Raw genomic sequence first — 1,726 nt, 5'->3', positions numbered from 1 at the left:
TTTGTTGAAAGAAACTACTCATAGGACTAAAGTAAGAATGCAAGAAAACAAGCTATATTTTAGGAAGTTTGAGGGGTTATTGCAAAGGTCTCACTATATGACAATGGATATAGTTATGCGTCAATGGTCAGGTTTTTAGAAGCAAACGGAGTAAGAGTTCAGCACGCAGCTGTCCGTCAGTTTTGCTTACGTCATTTTGTAAATGAAGAAATGGGACGAAATAAATTAAATAACGTTAAAAGCAATGAGGAAGTAGCTGAAGATGAGGTTAAACGGCCAACTGAGCAAACTAGCTCAGAAACGCCTAATCTCACAGATAGTAAAGTCACCAAAAATGAAGAAGTTCCTGCTGATAGACGCTTCCCATCATGGTCTAATTTAGGACCTGAGTACAAAAGTATTGATGATTTGATTTAGTCACTTAAGGATGATTTTTAGGTTAAATTATGAAAACAGATAAATTAAACTCTTTTATAAACTCACGCCGCCAAAAATTTCCTTGAAGAAAACCGCCTTGATTCTTTGGGTCTTGGGAGACTCTTTCAGTTAAAAACCGATGAATACGTTTAGCGACTGGTTTATCAAGTTTTAAAAGCGCTTTTTTTGCTTTATCTGAATAAAGTATTTTATAAGTCAAGCTCTTTCCCTACCTCTTCAGCTGAGTAAGTTTTAGACTTGCCAGCCTTAATCAGTTCTAACTCCCTTTCAGCAAGATAGATACCTTCTAAATCATCTAAGTGTTTTAAGATTGCTTCTCTTGCGTAAAAAGACTTTGTACGCCCCGTCTTTTCCGCCAAATCTTTCAAGCGGTTATCTATTTCGTCAGGTAATCGTATTGCTAACATTATCAGCTCCTTGCTACTTGTTATACATGTATAACAAGTAGCAAATGACAAGGTAAAGAACCTAGAATTAATTAGTAAGTTTGAGGAAACACAATCATTAAACTAAGCAAATTCAAATGGTATAACTGTATCATCGTAACTTTGCTCTTCTTGCCATAAGTCATATTTTGCTTGCATCGCTAACCAAGACTCAGCTGTTATTCCCCCAAATGCTTTTTCAAGTTTAATAGCCATTAAAGGTGATATACCTGTTTTGCCATTGAGTATTCTTGATAAAGAAGTCCTAGTAATGCCTAAATGTTTTGCTGCATCTGAAACAGTAACATCATTTAAATACTCTCTAATAACAAGACCTGGGTGAGGTGGATTGTACATTCTCATTTTATTACTCCTAGTGATAATCTAAGTAATCAACTTCATAAACATTTTCACCTTCAAATCTGAAAGTGATACGCCAATTTGCATTAACAGTTATAGACCAGTAGCCTTTTAAATTACCAGTCAAAGCATGCAATCTCCAACTAACTATATTAATTTCATCAGGGCTTTTAATCGTATCTAATACTGAAAGCTGGGTACGTAACCTAACTGCATGTTTTGGTTGAATACCTGAAGTATTTCCAGTTTCAAAATACTTTCTAAGGCCTTTATGTTTAAATGATTTAATCATAACTCTGTCTGTGTACCGTGTATACCCATTATACAATCAAAAATAGATTTTGAACTATTTAATTTAAGTTTTACCTTTAATCCCCAGTAAGGCTTATCAGAAAGAAGCTGGCGAAATGATCCTAGTCAAAAAAGTGGACATTCACCCCCTCTAAAGCGTATGCTTATTTCACAGGAGAAATTAACATGCCCAAACGCTTTAGTCCAGAATT

Annotated in this window: 5 protein-coding genes; 1 reads left to right on the top strand and 4 read right to left on the bottom strand. The window is 35.0% G+C overall.

Translation table 11 applies throughout. The features are described 5' to 3' along the window. Window positions 1-123: 123 nt before the first annotated feature. Window positions 124-417: a hypothetical protein gene (locus tag B092_RS0112885; RefSeq protein ID WP_018575638.1), complete on the top strand. Its 294-nt coding sequence runs from the start codon at window positions 124-126 to the stop codon at window positions 415-417. A gap of 22 nt (window positions 418-439) precedes the next feature. Here B092_RS0112885 and B092_RS14535 read toward each other — a convergent pair whose 3' ends face one another. The 4 genes from B092_RS14535 to B092_RS0112865 form a co-directional block, all read right to left on the bottom strand. Then, on the bottom strand, window positions 440-637 hold the full coding sequence (locus tag B092_RS14535; protein WP_018575637.1) for a type II toxin-antitoxin system RelE family toxin: 198 nt from the start codon (window positions 635-637) through the stop codon (window positions 440-442). Then, window positions 627-845, bottom strand: coding sequence for a type II toxin-antitoxin system RelB family antitoxin (gene relB / locus B092_RS0112875; protein ID WP_018575636.1), 219 nt, complete (start codon window positions 843-845; stop codon window positions 627-629). Before relB ends, B092_RS14535 begins: the two co-directional genes overlap by 11 nt. Window positions 846-947: 102 nt before the next feature. Beyond that, window positions 948-1,226, bottom strand: coding sequence for a HigA family addiction module antitoxin (locus B092_RS0112870; protein WP_018575635.1), 279 nt, complete (start codon window positions 1,224-1,226; stop codon window positions 948-950). A gap of 10 nt (window positions 1,227-1,236) precedes the next feature. Beyond that, complete coding sequence (locus tag B092_RS0112865) at window positions 1,237-1,515, bottom strand: type II toxin-antitoxin system RelE/ParE family toxin (protein ID WP_018027459.1); 279 nt, start codon at window positions 1,513-1,515, stop codon at window positions 1,237-1,239. Window positions 1,516-1,726: the final 211 nt, after the last annotated feature.

It is taken from the genome of Oligella ureolytica DSM 18253 (assembly GCF_000373745.1).
GTDB classification, from domain to species: Bacteria; Pseudomonadota; Gammaproteobacteria; order Burkholderiales; family Burkholderiaceae_B; genus Oligella; species Oligella ureolytica.
Note: the sequence above shows the minus strand (reverse complement) of the source record. Positions and strands in the feature narration are given on the sequence as shown.